The 17146-nt window shown below is 34.7% G+C and carries 16 protein-coding genes; 9 read left to right on the top strand and 7 right to left on the bottom strand.

Annotated elements, in window-relative coordinates:
- Positions 1-85 precede the first annotated feature (85 nt).
- Positions 86-514: a hypothetical protein gene (locus tag QSV08_RS08420; RefSeq protein WP_324027949.1), complete on the top strand. Its 429-nt coding sequence runs from the start codon at positions 86-88 to the stop codon at positions 512-514.
- Positions 515-587: 73 nt separating this feature from the next.
- Positions 588-956, top strand: coding sequence for a DUF4870 domain-containing protein (locus QSV08_RS08415; protein ID WP_324027948.1), 369 nt, complete (start codon positions 588-590; stop codon positions 954-956).
- Positions 957-1024: 68 nt separating this feature from the next.
- On the opposite strand, the gene dnaN is transcribed toward QSV08_RS08415, so the two are convergent.
- The gene (dnaN, locus tag QSV08_RS08410) at positions 1025-2143 is read right to left on the bottom strand and encodes a DNA polymerase III subunit beta (RefSeq protein WP_324027947.1); all 1119 of its coding nucleotides are present in this window, start codon (positions 2141-2143) and stop codon (positions 1025-1027) included.
- 277 nt (positions 2144-2420) lie between these two features.
- Positions 2421-3251 carry an SAM hydrolase/SAM-dependent halogenase family protein gene (locus QSV08_RS08405; protein ID WP_324027946.1) on the bottom strand — a complete coding sequence of 277 codons (831 nt, stop codon included), beginning with the start codon at positions 3249-3251 and terminating at the stop codon, positions 2421-2423.
- 129 nt (positions 3252-3380) lie between these two features.
- Here QSV08_RS08405 and QSV08_RS08400 point away from each other — a divergent pair, with 129 nt between their 5' ends.
- A complete protein-coding gene (locus QSV08_RS08400) occupies positions 3381-4334 on the top strand; it encodes a PhoH family protein (protein WP_324027945.1) in 954 nt (317 codons plus the stop codon).
- Positions 4335-4342: 8 nt separating this feature from the next.
- On the top strand, positions 4343-5299 hold the full coding sequence (locus QSV08_RS08395) for a phosphoribosylaminoimidazolesuccinocarboxamide synthase (RefSeq protein WP_324027944.1): 957 nt from the start codon (positions 4343-4345) through the stop codon (positions 5297-5299).
- A gap of 2 nt (positions 5300-5301) precedes the next feature.
- Here the strand turns inward: QSV08_RS08395 and QSV08_RS08390 are convergent, their stop codons facing one another.
- The 3 genes from QSV08_RS08390 to QSV08_RS08380 all read right to left on the bottom strand — a co-directional run bounded on the left by QSV08_RS08390 (position 5302) and on the right by QSV08_RS08380 (position 9391).
- Complete coding sequence (locus tag QSV08_RS08390) at positions 5302-5958, bottom strand: PolC-type DNA polymerase III (RefSeq protein WP_324027943.1); 657 nt, start codon at positions 5956-5958, stop codon at positions 5302-5304.
- Positions 5958-7877: a DUF294 nucleotidyltransferase-like domain-containing protein gene (locus QSV08_RS08385; RefSeq protein ID WP_324027942.1), complete on the bottom strand. Its 1920-nt coding sequence runs from the start codon at positions 7875-7877 to the stop codon at positions 5958-5960. The genes QSV08_RS08390 and QSV08_RS08385 overlap by 1 nt, the downstream gene beginning before the upstream one ends.
- Before the next feature lie 89 nt (positions 7878-7966).
- Positions 7967-9391 carry an L-serine ammonia-lyase gene (locus QSV08_RS08380; protein ID WP_324028358.1) on the bottom strand — a complete coding sequence of 475 codons (1425 nt, stop codon included), beginning with the start codon at positions 9389-9391 and terminating at the stop codon, positions 7967-7969.
- A gap of 186 nt (positions 9392-9577) precedes the next feature.
- On the opposite strand from QSV08_RS08380, the gene dnaK reads away from it, so the two are divergent.
- Positions 9578-11479 (top strand): molecular chaperone DnaK, encoded by a 1902-nt coding sequence (gene dnaK / locus QSV08_RS08375; RefSeq protein WP_324027941.1) that lies wholly within the window; start codon positions 9578-9580, stop codon positions 11477-11479.
- Between the two features lie 102 nt (positions 11480-11581).
- The gene (locus tag QSV08_RS08370) at positions 11582-12511 is read left to right on the top strand and encodes a hypothetical protein (protein ID WP_324027940.1); all 930 of its coding nucleotides are present in this window, start codon (positions 11582-11584) and stop codon (positions 12509-12511) included.
- Between the two features lie 2 nt (positions 12512-12513).
- Here the strand turns inward: QSV08_RS08370 and QSV08_RS08365 are convergent, their stop codons facing one another.
- Positions 12514-13071, bottom strand: a complete 558-nt coding sequence (locus QSV08_RS08365) for a GNAT family N-acetyltransferase (RefSeq protein ID WP_324027939.1) — start codon at positions 13069-13071, stop codon at positions 12514-12516.
- Positions 13068-13712 carry an alpha/beta hydrolase gene (locus QSV08_RS08360; protein ID WP_324027938.1) on the bottom strand — a complete coding sequence of 215 codons (645 nt, stop codon included), beginning with the start codon at positions 13710-13712 and terminating at the stop codon, positions 13068-13070. The genes QSV08_RS08365 and QSV08_RS08360 overlap by 4 nt, the downstream gene beginning before the upstream one ends.
- A 64-nt stretch (positions 13713-13776) precedes the next feature.
- Between QSV08_RS08360 and QSV08_RS08355 the strand changes: the two genes are divergently transcribed.
- The 3 genes from QSV08_RS08355 to menD are packed head-to-tail and all read left to right on the top strand — an operon-like array spanning position 13777 to position 17114.
- Positions 13777-14199, top strand: a complete 423-nt coding sequence (locus QSV08_RS08355; RefSeq protein WP_324027937.1) for a PaaI family thioesterase — start codon at positions 13777-13779, stop codon at positions 14197-14199.
- A gap of 1 nt (position 14200) precedes the next feature.
- Positions 14201-15313 (top strand): chorismate-binding protein, encoded by a 1113-nt coding sequence (locus tag QSV08_RS08350; RefSeq protein ID WP_324027936.1) that lies wholly within the window; start codon positions 14201-14203, stop codon positions 15311-15313.
- A 49-nt stretch (positions 15314-15362) separates the two neighbouring features.
- Positions 15363-17114, top strand: a complete 1752-nt coding sequence (gene menD / locus QSV08_RS08345; protein ID WP_324027935.1) for a 2-succinyl-5-enolpyruvyl-6-hydroxy-3-cyclohexene-1-carboxylic-acid synthase — start codon at positions 15363-15365, stop codon at positions 17112-17114.
- Positions 17115-17146 lie beyond the last annotated feature (32 nt).

Raw genomic sequence — 17146 nt, 5'->3', positions numbered from 1 at the left:
GTTGTAGTTTTCTTAATTTAATTGCATTTTGTTTTCAGTATGTATTTATATAGTAATTTTGCATGCTATAAAATGTAATTTAAAAATGAAAAAAGTATTTGTATTGTTGGCGTTTATGTTGGTTAGTTCTTTAGCTATGGCTCAAGATGATACACCTGAAACTACAGGTGAAATTATTGCTGCTCAGGAAAAAGAAATGGATCAAGTGAAGGAGAATGTAGAGAAATCAAAAGCCGAAGCCAAGAAGGAGAAGAAAGAAGCAACAGCGAAAAAGAAAGAGGAGGCGGCAAAAAAGAAAGAAGAAAAGCTTCAAAAGCAAATAGATTCTAAAGCAAAATCTATTTCTAAAGAAGAAAAAAAAGTGGAAAAGTTAAAAGGTCAGCTTGAAAAAGGAAAATTAAAAGGTACACTTTCGCCTGTTGATGTTCAGAAAATAGAAGATAAGGTTGCTAAGAGTCAAATGAAGATTATGAAGGAGCAAGAGAAGCTTACAAAATTGAATAGAAAACTATAATTTCTTTAAAAATTGTAACAATTTGCGACTTTATGCGTCTTATTTGTAGTATTCATCATTAAATCAATCAAAAATGGAACTAGTAAATAAAAACGCAGTAGTTGTACGAGAAGACCGTAATTTGTTGGTCATTACTCATTTGTCTCAATATTTAGATTTTGTAACAGGATTTGGCGGACTCGTAGTACCGTTAGTGATTTGGCTAACTACCAAAGATTCTGTTATAGGTATGGATGAGCATGGTAAATCGGTAATCAACTTTCAATTAACGTTACTCTTATATCTTGTAATCGGAATTCCTGGTATCTTATTATTTGGACTCGGAATCTTATTATTAATGTTCGCAGGAATTTTATCAATTGTAATGCCGGCAGTAAATGCTATAAAGGCTAGTAACGGAGAATCGCCTAGCTACTTTGGAACTATACGGTTTATATCGTAAGCACATTATAAAACAAAAAAAAGGGTCAGTTTAATAACTGACCCTTTTTAGTTTATATATTTTATGTACTAGCTGTTAAGCATAACAGGCATTACTAACATAGTTACAAATTCACCTTCATCTAAACCATCAGTTGGGGTAAGTATCCCAGCACGGTTTGGTAGACTCATTTCTAAAGAAACTTCATCAGATCCTAAGTTGTTCAACATTTCTGTTAAGAATCTAGAGTTGAATCCGATTTGCATATCATCACCTTGGTAAGAACATGTTAATCTTTCTTCTGCTTTATTAGAATAATCAAGATCTTCAGCAGAAATATTCAATTCTGCACCAGCTATTTTTAAACGTATTTGGTGTGTCGTTTTATTAGAGAATATAGAAACCCTTTTCACTGAACTCAAAAATTGATTTCTAGCAATAGTTAGTTTATTCGGATTCTCTTTTGGTATTACCGCTTCGTAATTAGGGTATTTACCATCAATTAGTCTACAGATTAGTTCTGTTTCTTCAAAGCTGAATTTCGCGTTGCTCTCATTGTACTCGATAAGTACATCAGATTCACTACCAGCTAATATTCCTTTTAATAATGTTAAAGGCTTTTTAGGCATAATGAACTCCGCTACCTGAGAAGCTCTTACATCTGTACGTTGGTATTTTACTAATTTATGTGCATCTGTTGCAACGAACGTTAAGTTCTCTGGAGAAAACTGAAAAAAGACTCCGCTCATTACCGGTCTTAAATCATCGTTACCAGCAGCAAAAATTGTTTTGTTGATAGCAGTTGCTAAAATATCTCCAAGTAAGGTTGTAGAACTAGGACTAGTTAATTCAACCGCTTTTGGGAATTCTGCACCATCAGCATATGCTAGTGCATATTTACCGTGGTTAGAACTAATTTCTACTGTATTGTTATCCTCAACAACAAAAGTAAGTGGTTGTTCAGGGAAGGTTTTTAAAGTTTCTAAAAGTAATCTTGCCGGTACTGCAATAGTACCTTCGCTATCTGAATCTACTTTTATAACCGAACTCATGGTCGTTTCTAAATCAGAGGCTGACACGGTTAATTTGTCCTTTTGCAAATCGAACAGAAAATTATCCAAAATTGGTAACGTGTTACTGTTATTGATAACACCTCCTAATATTTGAAGTTGCTTTAGCAAATAGGTACTTGAAACTATAAATTTCATTCTTTAAATTTTATTGATATTAATCTTGAATTCACAAGAAAAATAGGTTTAAACTCCTTATTGTTGGCAGTTTTCGTTACCAACAAAGATATTTTAATTGACCTTTTTAAGGAAACAAACTTATTAACAGTTTGTTGCGGGTCAAGGTAGTGTATAACACTAGGTATTACTAACTTAAGCTTTTAATAATTGTATTTGACCATTAGTTATTAACTTTTGGTGATTTCGTATTATTTAAAAATACGCTTAAATATTCATGAAATGGAATTTGCTTGTGCTATTCAAAATCTACCATAATAGTATCTCTGTAATCTAGCCCTAATAGGGTAGAGGCACCACCTACTGTGGTAAGATTACTTTTGTAGATTGCCAATTCAATATAGTCCGACGAATTAAATATAGCCAAAAGGTCTCCTGCACTTTTGCGATGATTTTTTTCTAAACTATAATCTATAAAGTCATTATAAGCTTTATGAATCTTGTCTAGTTTATGATTACGTGCAATAAGGGTGTAATTACGATCTTTTCGATAGGCATCAAATAAATTTTTACGAATATTGGTAATAACGTTGCCATAGTTATCAATATAGATAACACTGCCAATAATCTTTTTGCCATCTTCTACAATTCTTGGCGAAAATTCTCTTAGGTCGTTTAATGCTGTAAATGGCTTGCCAACAATTTCTAAAGTGCCACCGCGAGCAATATGGCAGGCTACCTGTATAAATACATTTAATACAGGAAACGAATTAGCTATTGAATCTGGTAAATTTATTTCTACCACTTTCTCTGGGGTCATTTCAGAGGTAATGAGCCCAATGACACCGGTATTTGCACTAATAAAGTAATGTCCGTTTACAAGTGCCACAACATGCTTGTTATCTGGTGTCTCTTCAGAATCTACACCTACAATATGTATCGTTCCTTTTGGGAAGCTCTTATACGAGTTGGAAAGTATGTATGCACACTCCTGAATGTTGAACGGCATGATGTCATGCGAAATATCAACAATTTTGGCATCGGGCAATTCTGTATATATGGAGCCTTTTAATACAGCTACAAAGTGATCTTTTAATCCGAAATCTGTTGTTAGGGTGATTATTGCCATACAGCAATGTTGATATGTTTTTGGTTAGTCGAACTTAAAATTTGCTTAAATTTGATATACAAAATTAAACAAAAAACAGCGATTAGAAACTAATCTTCGCTAACTATAAATCATAATAAAACTGACTGTTTGAACGAGATAATTCTAGAACTTACCGAAATTAGCCCGAGAGAGTTTTTTGGGCAGCAAAATGAACATATTGATTTATTAAAAAAGTACTTTCCGAAATTGAAAATTGTTGCCCGTGGCAATAAGATCAAAGTCTATGGAGATGAAGAACTTTTAGTAGAGTTTGAAAAACGGTTCGATCTTTTAACCCAGCATTTCATTAAATATAACAAGTTAGATGAAAACAGCATTGAAAGGGTATTGACAAGTTCTGAAGATGATCAGCCAAAATCATCGAAGAATAGTGGAGAGACATTGGTTCATGGTGTAAGCGGCAGGTTGATTAAAGCCCAGACTGCCAATCAACGTAGATTGGTTGATGCCGCCAAAAAGAATGATATGGTTTTTGCTATCGGTCCTGCTGGTACCGGTAAAACCTATACAGGTGTAGCACTTGCGGTAAAGGCTTTAAAAGAAAAACAGGTAAAGAAAATTATTTTAACTCGACCAGCTGTTGAGGCAGGTGAGAACCTAGGTTTTTTGCCGGGAGATCTAAAAGAAAAGCTTGATCCCTACATGCAGCCTTTGTATGATGCACTTAGAGATATGATCCCTGCAGAGAAGTTGGTGCACTATATTGAAAACGGTACCATACAAATTGCCCCTATGGCTTTTATGCGAGGTAGAACTTTAGATAATGCCTTTGTAATTTTAGATGAAGCTCAGAATACTACGCATGCACAAATGAAAATGTTTCTGACTAGAATGGGTAGAAATGCTAGGTTTTTAATTACGGGTGACCCGGGACAAATTGATTTACCTAGAAGAACGATTTCTGGCTTAAAAGAAGCTTTGTTAATTTTGCAGAATGTTGAAGGTATAGAGGTTATTTATCTAGATGATACAGATGTTATACGTCATAAACTAGTTAAAAATGTTATTGAAGCTTATAAAACTATAGAACACCACAATTAAAAAATTACATGTCAAATAATACTATTTACGAAACAGAATTCAATTTTCCAGGTCAAAAGAATGTCTATAAAGGCAAAGTAAGATCGGTTTATACCTTAGAGAACGATATGTTAGTCATGGTGGCAACAGATAGATTGTCTGCTTTTGATGTGGTGATGCCAAAAGGTATACCTTATAAAGGACAAATTCTAAATCAGATAGCGACTCAGATGATGGCTTCTACTGAAGATATTGTTCCTAATTGGTTGACTGCTACTCCTGATCCAAATGTGGCTGTTGGTATAGCTTGTGAGCCTTTTAAAATTGAAATGGTCATTCGTGGTTATTTATCTGGTCATGCAGCTAGAGAGTATAAACTTGGCAAAAGAATACTTTGTGGCGTTGCAATGCCCGACGGAATGAAGGAGAATGATAAATTCCCTAGTCCGATAATTACTCCTGCAACTAAGGCAGAAATGGGTGATCATGACGAAGATATTTCTAAAGAAGATATTTTAAGCAAAGGAATAGTTTCTGCGGATGATTATGCGGTATTAGAAAAGTACACTTATGCACTTTTTCAAAGAGGTACAGAAATCGCTGGTGATAGAGGATTGATTTTGGTAGATACTAAATATGAATTCGGAAAAACAAAAGAGGGTAAAATCGTTCTGATTGACGAAATACACACTCCCGATTCATCAAGATATTTTTATTCTGACGGATATCAACAAAGACAAGATGCTGATGAACCCCAAAAGCAACTTTCTAAAGAGTTTGTAAGGCAGTGGTTGATTGCTAATGACTTTCAGGGCTTAGAAGGACAAACTGTACCTGAGATGACTGATGAATATATAGAATCCGTTTCTGAACGCTACATTGAACTTTACGAGCACATAACTGGCGAACCATTTGTTAAGGCTGATACTACACATATTAATGACCGTATCAATAGAAATGTATTGAATTACTTGGAGAGTCTTTAATGTTATCTGAGTAAATATTTAAGCGAGAAATTTTTCTTTTCCTTTAAACGAGAAATGATTTTTAAAAAGGCGACTGCTGTTATATAGGCGTCGCCTAATGCTGTATGTCTGTCTTTTCTTGAAATGGAAAATTTTTCGGCAAGTTCATCTAATGTATAATTAGATTTTGGTTGCACTAAGTAAGATTTAATTAGCGTTTTTTTATAGATAACTCCCGTATCTAATACTGTGTTTTTTAGTTTAGGTAGACCATTTCTTTCTAAAGCAGTATTGAGCATTCCCATATCAAAACCAGCATGATGTGCTACTATAATAGCATTGCCTACATAGTCAAGAAATTTCTCTAGCGCTAAAGCTTCACTAATACATTCTCGTTGTCCGTTTTTTAAGAGTCCGTGTACATGAACAGTTTCTTTATTGAATTTTTCTTGCGCTAAATAGATATCAAATACTTCTTGTACAGAAATGGTTTCTTTCTTGATTTTTACAGCGCCAATAGAAAGTATACGGTCATCTTCAAAACTGAAACCTGTGGTCTCTGTATCTAATACTACAAATATTAAATCATTGAAATCTTTACTCGGAGACTCCTTAAAAAGGGAGGCGTATTTTATCCAATAATCTGGTAGATTTTTAGGTGTTCTTGTGAATAATCCCATTATCCTAAAAAATTAGTAACCTTAAAGCGAAGTGTGATCAATTCTTGAATTTCTTTAATTGCTTTAAAGGTGCGCTTTAATTTCATTTTTTCTTGTTTGGTCAATTGCTCTAGTTTAATAAATCGTCCAGAATCATGATTAGCTAATCCTTGTCTTGTTCTAAATTTTAATAATGCCTTGGTGGCATAAGAGCACGCTAAGTATAACTCTTGGTTGTTAGGTTCAAGTTCTGCTAATTTCTCATAACGTTCCCAAGTATTGCTGATCGCTTTTACAGAATGCGATAGTATTAAAACGCGAGCAGCATCTATCAACGGTCTTAATGCTCTACTTTTTAAATCGAAAAAATCTTTGTGTTGTCCGTCTTGTTCTACAACGAATTGTCTAAAGAATCCTGTTGGTGACGGACTTTGAAGTGCGCCGTTGGCTAAGTGTACTAAGAAAATAGGATAATTATGAACGGTTCTGAATATGTGATCAGACATGTTATCCAATAAGCTACGCTCACCAAATGCTAAACTATAATCAAAAAAAATGGAGGACATTAATACCTCATTCGGTCCGGGGTTACCGATCCAATACGATAGTTTGTTTTTCCATTCCTCTAGACTTAAACACCATTTAGGGTTAGAAGCCATCATATCTGCTGGGCAGTATTCGTATCCTATAGTATGTAACCCTTTGGTAATAAGTTTTGAAAGTTCTAAAAAATAGGTGGTGGTTTTTGGCAAATCTTCTTCAGGTACATCTTCAAATACTAAGGCATTATCTTGGTCTGTATGTAAAAGTTGTTCACTTCTACCTTGACTGCCTAATGCCAACCATGCAAATTTTACAGGCGGTGGAGTATCCATTTTAGCAAGTGAAATTTCTACAATCTGTTTAATACAGGTATCATTCAGTTCAGAAATTATCTTTGCAATCAATCCTAACGGAATGTTTTGTTCTAAATACCCAGTTAAGAGTACCATGACACTCTTTCTAATCTGCTTTATCTTCTTGATTTTAGAAGTACGCTTTATAGCCTTTACCAATACAGCAGGATTATCACCTAAGGATACCATTACGTCATGCTTAGATAAAATACCTAATGCAGAAGAATTTGGGGTGCCATCTTTAGTAATCACCAAATGGCTGATGTTACTTTTCATCATGGCCATTTGTGCCTGCGTAATCGTTAGGTTCTTTGGGTAGGTTACAACTGGGGTTGTCATTATTGATTTTACCGAAGCGGTTATAGGTTGCTCGCCAGATATTACTTTGTTTCTAAAATCTTTATCTGTTATAATACCTACTGGTAAATCTTTGCTAGTGACGAGTATAGATCCAATTTTCTTTTGAGACATGATGTCAGCAGCCTTTTTTATAGTGGTTCTTGTAGAACAGGTCACTAATTTTTTTGAATAGCTGGCTAATTGTAAATCTGGTAATACGACCTCTTTTTTAATTTCTTCTTCATCTTCGTGGCCAAACAGTTGTCCTTTTTGGTTTTTAGCATACGGATTACGGGTGTTAGAGGCAAAACTCTCCATCAGAAAAATAGTTACTTCTTCGTTCTGCTTTGCAATAGGTTTAAAAATGTCAATAGGAATTCCGTAAAGTATAGATTCTTCATGTGCCCTAGCTTCTAACTTATAATTTTCATTGGCAAAAAGCGGTCTTAGTCCAAATATATCGCCTTCATCGCAATAGTCAAGAATATTAGAAGTAGCAGGATTACTTAATGTTACCGCCCCTTTATGAACTAAATAAAAATGTGAATGCTGAGGTTCATCTACCGTAAAAATCACACTGTTTTTCTCCTTATAAACAATAAGTACTTGTTCAGCTAACTGAAATAACGATTTGCTATCAAGAACATTGAAAGGAGGATAGTTTTTTATAAAATCGGCTACTCTTTCAGAAATCAGATTTTTCATATACTAAAGTTAGCGGAATATCGACTTATAAAAAAAGGACATCCATTTATACAGCTACAAATTAAAAGTAGCTTCTTTTTGAAACAGAATTAACAATCGCTCAAGAAAACACCAACAGCCAATCCGCCTTCAGAAGTTTCTTTATATTTAGAACTCATGTCTTTTGCGGTTTCCCACATGGTCTGTACTACCTTATCTAAAGGAACTTTCGCTGCCGATGGGTCAGAACCCAATGCAAGCTCAGCTGCGTTAATAGCTTTTATGGCACCCATAGAGTTTCGTTCTATACAAGGTATTTGAACCAAACCGCCAATAGGATCGCAGGTGAGTCCAAGATGATGTTCCATGGCAATTTCTGCCGCCATAAGTACTTGTTCGGGTGTGCCGCCTAATAGTTCTGTAAGTGCACCTGCAGCCATTGCAGATGATACGCCTATTTCTGCTTGGCAGCCACCCATAGCCGCCGATATGGTAGCTCCTTTTTTAAAGATGCTTCCTATTTCGCCTGCAACCAATAAAAACTGTTTTACATGTTCAAAATTACCTGCATGGTTTTCAATGACCATATAATACATTAATACAGCAGGTATTACTCCCGCGCTGCCATTTGTAGGTGCAGTAACAACACGACCTAGAGATGCGTTTACTTTATTTACACTTAAAGCAAAACAACTTACCCATTGTAATATTTGACGAAATTTCACTTCTGTTTGTCGTATGGTTTGTAACCATTCTTTGGGTGTGGAGTAGGGCAGGTCACTTTTTAACTTGTTGTGCATTTCAAAAGCACGACGTTTTACATTTAATCCGCCAGGTAAGGTTCCTTCTGTATGGCATCCGGTATACATGCATTCTAACATGGTAGACCAAATACGATTTAGTTCATAATCTATTTTCTCATCATCACGCAAGGATCTTTCATTTTGTAAAACTATCTGTGAGATTGATAAATTTTCACTTTTACAAAATTCAAGAAGTTCGGTTCCTTTCTGAACAGGAAAAGGAAACTTATTGAATAAGTCAACTTTGCGTTTGGCATTTTTTCGCTCTTCGCTAACAACGAAACCGCCGCCTATGGAGTAGTATGTTTTTGATATGATTTTACCAGATTTCAATTTTGCCTTAAACTTTAGTCCGTTGGCATGAAAAGGTAGAAACGCTCTATTGAATATAATATGTTGTTTTGGATCAAAGGTAATTTTGTACTTACCATCTAAATGTAAAACATGTTCTTTTTTAATTTTATCTATTAATGGGTCAATAGTGTCAATTGGCACTAATTCTGGATCGGCACCTAATAAACCTAGCATAACGGCATAGTCGGTGGCATGACCTTTACCTGTTAGCGATAATGAACCATATAAGTGTACTTGAACTTCTTCAACTTTTTCGAGATTGTCTTTCGAGTTTAAACGAGCTAACCACCTTTCGGCAGCGCGCCATGGCCCGAGCGTGTGGGAGCTTGAAGGACCTACACCAATTTTTAACATATCGAAAACACTGATACTCTCTATTTCCAAATCAATCTTATTTTAAGGCTAAGGTACAATGTTTCATACACCTTTCAGCTATACTAAAATGTCATAATTTTTATTGATATATGACGATTAATGACATCATGTCAGTTTTTCTTGCTTGGCATATTGTTTGTCAATTACTAATCGATTGTAAAATAAAGCACTTAATTTAAAACATATAAAATGAGTAAGATTATAGGAATAGATTTGGGTACTACCAACTCCTGTGTTTCCGTAATGGAAGGTAATGAGGCAGTAGTAATACCAAATGCAGAAGGAAAAAGAACAACACCGTCTGTTATCGCTTTTGTTGAAGGTGGTGAAATTAAAGTTGGTGATCCAGCTAAAAGACAGGCAGTAACCAACCCTACAAAAACCATTTATTCTATTAAAAGGTTTATGGGTAACAAATTTTCAGAATCTAGTAAAGAAGCTGGAAGAGTACCTTATAAGGTAGTAAAAGGTGATAATGATACACCTAGAGTTGATATAGACGGTCGTTTATATTCTCCTCAAGAATTATCTGCAATGATTCTTCAGAAAATGAAGAAAACGGCAGAAGATTATTTAGGTCAAGAAGTAACTCGTGCGGTAATTACTGTACCAGCATACTTTAATGATGCGCAAAGACAAGCTACGAAAGAAGCTGGTGAAATTGCAGGTTTAACTGTAGAGCGTATTATCAACGAACCAACCGCAGCTTCTTTAGCTTATGGTATGGACAAAAAAGATACGGAACAAAAAATAGTAGTATTTGATTTTGGTGGTGGTACGCATGATGTATCTATCTTAGAATTAGGTGATGGTGTTTTTGAAGTATTGGCTACTGATGGTGATACTCACTTAGGTGGTGATGATGTTGATCAAAAAATTATTGATTGGTTAGCTGAAGAGTTCAAGTCTGAAGAAGATATGGACCTTAGAAAAGACGCAATGGCTTTACAACGTTTACGTGAAGCTGCTGAAAAAGCTAAGATTGAATTATCATCTTCTGCACAAACAGAAATTAATTTACCATACGTTACAGCTACGGCTTCAGGACCGAAGCACTTAGTAAGAACTTTGACAAGATCAAAATTCGAGCAATTAATTGCTGACTTGGTAAAAAGAACTATTGAGCCATGTGCTAGTGCAATGAAAGCAGCAGGTTTAAAAAATAGTGATATTGATGAGATTATCTTAGTTGGTGGTTCTACAAGAATACCTGCAGTACAAGAGGCTGTTGAGAAATTCTTCGGTAAGAAGCCTTCTAAAGGTGTTAACCCAGATGAGGTTGTAGCGGTAGGTGCTGCAATACAAGGTGGTGTTTTAACAGGTGATGTAAAAGATGTATTGTTATTAGATGTTACTCCGCTTTCTTTAGGTATAGAAACTATGGGTGGTGTAATGACAAAATTAATTGAGTCTAACACTACGATTCCTACAAAGAAATCACAAGTATTCTCTACTGCATCTGACAATCAGCCGTCAGTTGAGATTCACGTATTACAAGGTGAAAGACCAATGGCACCTGACAACAAAACAATTGGACGTTTTCATTTAGACGGTCTTCCACCAGCACAAAGAGGAACACCTCAAATTGAAGTTACTTTTGATATTGATGCTAACGGTATCATTAAAGTTTCTGCAACTGATAAGGCTACGAACAAAACTCAGGATATTCGTATTGAAGCTTCTTCTGGTTTAACTGAAGAAGAAATCAAGAAGATGAAAGCTGAAGCTGAAGCAAATGCTGAATCTGATAAAAAAGCTAAAGAAACTGCAGACAAGTTGAACGAAGCAGATGGAATGATTTTCCAGACTGAATCTCAACTTAAAGAATTTGGAGATAAATTATCTGACGATAAGAAAAAACCAATTGAAGATGCTTTGGCAGAATTAAAAGCGGCATATGAAACTAAAGATTTGGCTGTTATAGCACCTGCTTTAGATAAAATCAATGAAGCTTGGAAAGTTGCATCTGAAGAAATGTACAAAGCGCAAGCTGATGGACAAGGTGGTGCTGCTCAAGGTGAGCCAACTGCTGACGGTGGTGCTTCTGAAGGTGATAACGTTGAAGACGTTGATTTCGAAGAGGTTAAATAAGATAACTATTATTTATTATAGAAAAGGGACGGTATATACCGTCCCTTTTTACTTTTATATGATATTCTTTTATCCCTATTATTAATAAAGTAATTTTGCAGTATGATTAAGAAATACCATTTTATATTTTTAACGGTTTTTATAACAGCTTTTTCTAACGTAAGAGGACAAGAAATTCAAATCTTTACCCTTGAGGATTTTGACTTAATGGGAGATGTAAAATCTTGTTTGGTCAGTACCGATTATGGTAAAGAAGAATATGATTTTAATAAAAAGGGTTTCTTAACAAAGTCAGTTACGAGATACAATGACAAAGATTATGATGCGGTTTATTACAAATATAGTAATGATGATCTTTTAGAAAAGCGCTCAGAATCTTATAGAAATGGTGTTTTTGATGCAAGTACTTCTATCGCTCATTTTTACGAAATAGACTCTACAGATAATTTAAAAATACAAGAACGTATTTTCTCTTATGAAAAAGAATTTTTAGATGAGTACATATATGGCTATGATGAGTTTGGCGATTTAATTAGTATACAGCGAACAAATAATAATGGTACAGATATTACGCTTATAGAGCATAAGAAGTTTAAAGGAGAGAATACTGTTACTTATCTATTGAACGATGCTCCTGTAAAATCTATTCGTACATCTACGCTAAAACCTATTAATAAAGCTGCTCAAAGAATTGTTTTGACCAAAGAGTATTTAAATGGTGAAGAGAATGATGCTTTTGAAGAAGTGTATACCATGGATGATAAATTAATGGCACAACAAGAATTTGAGTATAATTCGCAATTGAAGAAATTTGAGCCAACCACGCGTACTAGTTACGAATATGATGAAAAGGGTATGCTAATTTCTGAAGTAGCAAAGAGAGGTGCTGGTATTATTAAGAAAGAATACATTTATCAATTCGATAATTCTGAAGTTGGTAATTGGATCAAGCAGATTGTAACGCCCGACAATACCTATACTACTAGAAAAATTGCCTATTACCCAGCTGAAACTACAGTTATTAAAGAGTAATACTATTTTTGATTGCTTTGCCATTCTTCTCGTAAAAGACCATAGCAACAGGTATTTCTTTTAAAACCATTAAGTAGGTAAACATCTTTACGTAGTATACCTTCTAAGGTGCAGCCTAGTTTTTTAACAGCTTTTCTTGAAGCCATATTTCTTTCATCTACACGGAATTCTACTTTTTCGAAATTCATGGTAGTAAAAGCGTATGCTAGCATTAATTTTTTCATTTGGGTGTTTAACCCGGTACCTTGAAATTCTCGTCCGATCCAAGTAGAGCCAATATGTAGGACTTTATTTTTTGAATTGATATGCATAAAACGGGTGCACCCTGCAAATGCATTATACTTTCTATCATAAATAATAAAGGGCATACTAGTGCCAGCTTTTTGCTGTTCTAATGCAGTTTCCACATAGTTTTTTAAACTTGCAGGTGTTGCAATGTCAGAAGGGGAGTATTGAACTAATTTATCTTGTGATGCAATAGAAATAAGCTTTTCATAATTGTCTATTGTCAGCGGACTCAATATAACCCGTTCATTTTCTAAAGTTGGTGTGTTGCTCATTCTGCCAGTTGATTTATAATTTCTTTTTTAACCTCGTGTCCGCCATCAAAAGTGATATGTTGAATGGTATCACCAAAAAGAACTTTAAGTTTGTTGTTCTCTTCTATTAGTTTGTCTGGGGTAATATATTGATCATTGTTTCCAAAAACTGAAACAATTTCAGTATCCTTTTTGAAGTGGGTAAAATCTGATTTTTTTAATTCTGTGGGTATTCCGCCTGCATAGAGAATCAATTTTGAGCAGGTCATTTTAGAATACGCTAAGTAGCGTAAAGCAATAGATATGCCTTGCGAAAATCCGAAGAAAACAATTTTACAATCCGATGGTAATTTTTCATTTTCTAAAACAGCATCTAAATAATTGTAAAGATTAGCTGTTTCAAGTGCCGTGTTTTCTTTTGTCAACCAACTTGCACCTACATGCTTATATTCATTTTTTAAATAATATTTAGAAGGAGCTTGTGGGGCAATGATGTAGTTTTCGTTCTTTGGTAACTCGTTGAAATATTTAAGAAAGAAACGACTTAAGAAACCTATGCCATGAAAAACAATCCAAACTTGTTTTGTTTGGCTAGTTAATTCATTTAAAGTCTCATAGGTATTGGTAGTTTTATAAGTGACATTTTTTATTATGTTCTCCATGAATTGATCATTTCGGTTAGGCTTTTCTGTTGGTAATGTAATGCTTAATTTTACAAAAAAAAGGATGAACGACTACAAAGAAAAAATTCTGAAGATTTGTAACGAAACTTCTAAGAATACCTTGATGGAAACCTTAGATATTGAATACATCGATGTAGGGGAAGATTTTTTGTTAGCCAAAATGCCCGTAACACCTAAAGTGCATCAGCCAGATGGCGTTTTACATGGTGGAGCAACAGCTGCATTGGCAGAAAGTGTTGGTAGTGCGGCATCTTATGTTTTTTTAGACGGAAATAAGTTTTTTGTTAGAGGCTTAGAAATCACTGCTAATCATGTAAAGAGTGTAAAAGAAGGATTTGTTTTTGCAAGAGCTACTATCTTACATAAAGGTAGAACTACACAGTTATGGGAGATTAAAGTTACCAATGAAGATGGTCAGTTGGTTTCTCTTTGTAAATTAACCACGATTACATTACCAAAAGCATAATATGGTACAAGAACTTTTTGATCGAGCTGCAAATTGCTTGAAAGAGCAGTTACCGTTTGTATTATATAGCAAACCTAATGAGACAGAATTAGTCGGTGTTTTTCAAAACGATGATGCCATTCATAAGGTTAATGATTTCACTGAAACCGGATTCGTTTTTGCTCCGTTCGATTTGAATTCAGGTGCTATATTATTGAAAATGGATGCTCTCGAAAAGGTACCTTTGAATTTGTCTCATGAGGTTCTGCCTAAAGAGAATAATTCACATGAAAACAATTCTGAAGAGAAATCTAGATATACTAAGTTAATATCGAATGCTATTGATAAAATCGATGAAGGTGACTTCAATAAAGTGGTTTTGTCAAGGAAAATAGAAGTTGATTGTAAAGACGATTACTTTGAAGTATATCAACGAATTCTCAACGTATATAAAAAAGCATTTTGTTATTTCTGGTATCATCCAAAAATAGGAACTTGGATGGGTGCTACGCCAGAAATTTTAGTAAAAAGCAACGGTTCTCAATTTACAACAATGTCTTTGGCAGGTACTCAGAACTCAGTAGGTGATACTGAACCAATTTGGGCAGAAAAAGAAATACATGAGCAGCAATTAGTTACCGATTACATTTTTGATACTTTAAAAGATAAGGTTGTTTCTCTAAATAGTTCTGAACGCGAGTCTGTTAAGGCTGGTCAACTTTGGCATCTTCGTACAGAGATGAAAGGTACTTTTGCTCCGAATAAATTTGGTGATGTATTAAAAGCGCTTCATCCAACGCCTGCTGTTTGCGGTAGTCCGTTAGAGAATGCAAAAAAGTTTATTTTAGAAAACGAATTGTATGAGCGAACTTTTTATACAGGATTTCTAGGCGAACTAAATATGAAATCAGAGCTATCTAGAAATAGAAACCAAAGAAATCAAGAGAATAGTGCCTACAGAAGTGTGATGAAAACTTCAGAACTTTATGTAAACCTACGCTGTATGCAATTGTTTAAAGATAAAGCCGAAATTTATGTGGGTGGTGGTATAACTGCTGATTCTATTCCAGAGAAGGAGTGGGAGGAAACTGCTTTAAAAAGTAATACCATGTTTCGTGTTCTAGACGGTAAATAGATTAGTAACTTTTGGGTAATAACCCGCTTTGGTCGTATTTTTGAACTACATGAAATACTCCGCAATACCTACCGCACAATCTATTGTTCAACATTGCCAGGCAAAGAATATTTCTAATATTGTAATATCGCCGGGGTCAAGAAATGCACCGCTTACGATAGCCTTTGCAGAGAATCCTTTTTTTACTTGTTACAGTATTGTAGACGAGCGTTGTGCTGCATTTTTTGCTTTAGGTATGGCGCAACAATTTCAAAAGCCGGTGGTAGTGTTGTGCACATCTGGTAGTGCGCTTTTAAATTATTACCCTGCAGTTGCAGAGGCATATTTTAGTAATATTCCGTTAATAGTTATTTCTGCTGACAGACCTATTTATAAATTAGGAATAGGAGATGGGCAAACGATTAATCAGCGAAATGTATTTGAAAATCATATTAGATATTCTGCTAATCTAAAGCAAGATGTCAGTCATGCTACAACAAAGGTTTTGCAATATAAACCAGAGTGGCTTTCAGATAGAAATGTAAATGATGTGCAACAAGAAGTGCAGAATTACAATGATAGTCAATTGAACCTTGCTCTTGAAATTGCACTGACCTCTAATACTCCTATTCATATAAACGCACCTTTTGAAGAGCCGTTGTATGAAACAGTATCAACGCCTACGATATCGCCTCAAATTAGCGCGATACCTGCTGAGGTAGTTAATGCTGTTGATCTAGAGCAGCACAGAAATATTTGGAATACTTCTGTTCGTAAAATGGTATTGGTAGGGGTGAATACATCTAATGCTATTAAAGATATGGTTTTAGAAAAGCTAGCTAATGATCCTAGCGTTATCGTGTTAACAGAAACTACATCGAACATTCATCATCCTAATTTTTTCAATAGTATAGATTCACTAGTTGCACCCATTGAAATGCATGCGGATACGGAATTGGAATTCGAAAAATTGAAGCCAGAGGTATTGATCACTTTTGGCGGACTCATAGTTTCTAAAAAAGTAAAAGCATTTCTAAGAAATTATACTCCAAAACATCATTGGCATATTGGCGGTCAATTTGCCAACAATACTTTTTTCTGTTTAGAAGAACATATTAAAATTTCGGTCAATGATTTTTTTAGTGAAATGTATGTAGACAATACCAATCTAAAAAGTGATTATTTCTCTCATTGGAATATAGTAAAAGAGAAATATGAGCTTAAAAGAGATGATTATTTAAAAGAGATTCCGTTTTCAGATTTTTTAGCCTTTAATCATATTTTAGCAGCTATACCTAACGATTATATGTTGCAGCTGGCAAATAGTTCTACCATTAGATATACGCAGTTATTTAATGTTAACCCTACTCTAAAAGTGTTTTGTAATAGAGGTACAAGTGGTATAGATGGTAGTACATCTACTGCAATAGGTGCATCTTTGGCAAGTGACTCACCTACACTTTTTATAACAGGTGATCTCAGCTTTTTCTATGATAGTAACGCATTGTGGAATAGTTACTTAAAGCCTAATTTTAGAATTATTGTTGTTAATAATAATGGCGGCGGAATATTTAGAATACTTCCCGGTAAGGAGAATTCTGATGTTTTTGAAACCTATTTTGAAACCAGACATACCTTATCGGCAGCGCATCTTTGTGAGATGTATGGTTTCGATTATTTAACGGCAAATTCATCCGAAGAACTTGAAGAAGAATTAAGTACGTTTTTTGATGAAACCGGTCGTCCGCAATTACTGGAAATTACTACGCCTACATTAAAAAACGATAAAATTTTGATTGATTATTTTCGTTTCATATCTTAGTGGTGTATTAACCATTAATTATAACACATTTA

Source organism: Maribacter sp. BPC-D8, from assembly GCF_035207705.1.
Taxonomy (GTDB): domain Bacteria; phylum Bacteroidota; class Bacteroidia; order Flavobacteriales; family Flavobacteriaceae; genus Maribacter.
This window is presented reverse-complemented; position numbering and strand designations above follow the sequence as displayed.

Bases quoted from the DNA above. Each gene is read 5' to 3' on its own strand.
- QSV08_RS08420 (WP_324027949.1), top strand. From the start codon at position 86: ATGAAAAAAGTATTTGTATTGTTGGCGTTTATGTTGGTTAGTTCTTTA.
- QSV08_RS08360 (WP_324027938.1), bottom strand. From the start codon at position 13,712: ATGGAGAACATAATAAAAAATGTCACTTATAAAACTACCAATACCTAT.
- QSV08_RS08350 (WP_324027936.1), top strand. From the start codon at position 14,201: ATGGTACAAGAACTTTTTGATCGAGCTGCAAATTGCTTGAAAGAGCAG.
- dnaK (WP_324027941.1), top strand. From the start codon at position 9,578: ATGAGTAAGATTATAGGAATAGATTTGGGTACTACCAACTCCTGTGTT.
- QSV08_RS08355 (WP_324027937.1), top strand. From the start codon at position 13,777: ATGAACGACTACAAAGAAAAAATTCTGAAGATTTGTAACGAAACTTCT.
- QSV08_RS08365 (WP_324027939.1), bottom strand. From the start codon at position 13,071: ATGAGCAACACACCAACTTTAGAAAATGAACGGGTTATATTGAGTCCG.
- QSV08_RS08395 (WP_324027944.1), top strand. From the start codon at position 4,343: ATGTCAAATAATACTATTTACGAAACAGAATTCAATTTTCCAGGTCAA.
- menD (WP_324027935.1), top strand. From the start codon at position 15,363: ATGAAATACTCCGCAATACCTACCGCACAATCTATTGTTCAACATTGC.
- QSV08_RS08370 (WP_324027940.1), top strand. From the start codon at position 11,582: ATGATTAAGAAATACCATTTTATATTTTTAACGGTTTTTATAACAGCT.
- QSV08_RS08415 (WP_324027948.1), top strand. From the start codon at position 588: ATGGAACTAGTAAATAAAAACGCAGTAGTTGTACGAGAAGACCGTAAT.
- QSV08_RS08405 (WP_324027946.1), bottom strand. From the start codon at position 3,251: ATGGCAATAATCACCCTAACAACAGATTTCGGATTAAAAGATCACTTT.
- QSV08_RS08385 (WP_324027942.1), bottom strand. From the start codon at position 7,877: ATGAAAAATCTGATTTCTGAAAGAGTAGCCGATTTTATAAAAAACTAT.
- dnaN (WP_324027947.1), bottom strand. From the start codon at position 2,143: ATGAAATTTATAGTTTCAAGTACCTATTTGCTAAAGCAACTTCAAATA.
- QSV08_RS08390 (WP_324027943.1), bottom strand. From the start codon at position 5,958: ATGGGATTATTCACAAGAACACCTAAAAATCTACCAGATTATTGGATA.